The following is a 615-nucleotide window of genomic DNA, read 5'->3' as shown; positions in this document are numbered from 1 at the left end:
GTAAGGTGATTGAAGTCTTTACCCTGCATTTCCGTCACTTCATTAGGACGAAGACTCTTAATGCCTTGTTGGCTCTTCCATTGGAACTTCACATAGTTCACATCACCTTGTTGGTTGATCCACTTGTAAGCGTGAACGCCAAAGCCATCCATTGTGCGATAGCTCGCTGGCGTACCAAGATAGCTGTACACCCAAGTCAGCATGTGAGTCGCACTTGGTTCATGGCTAAAAAAGTCAAAGAATCGGTTTGGATCCTGAACGTTGTTCACTGGTGACGGTTTCAGAGAGTGCACCATATCCGGAAACTTGATCGAATCACGGATGAAGAACACAGGCAGGTTATTCCCTACCAGATCCCAGTTGCCCTGTTCAGTATAAAATTTAGTGGCGAAACCTCGTGGATCACGCAGTGTCTCAGGTGATCCTTTTGAGTGAATAACGGTCGAAAAACGAACGAAAACAGGAGTTACCTTCCCCTTTTCAGTGAAGGGAGCGGATACCGTTAAATCACTAAAATCGCCAGACGCAACAAATTCACCGTGCGCACCCGTGCCACGAGCGTGTACAACTCGCTCAGGAATACGTTCTCTGGCAAAACGTTGCAATTTTTGGATC

The 615-nt window shown here is 46.8% G+C and carries 1 protein-coding gene; it reads right to left on the bottom strand.

Annotated elements, in window-relative coordinates; genetic code table 11:
• The coding region (locus tag R7R24_RS28290) for a catalase (protein WP_318120394.1) at window positions 1-615 on the bottom strand (615 nt) is incomplete at both ends.

Source organism: Vibrio sp. 704 (assembly GCF_033339295.1).
This window is presented reverse-complemented; position numbering and strand designations above follow the sequence as displayed.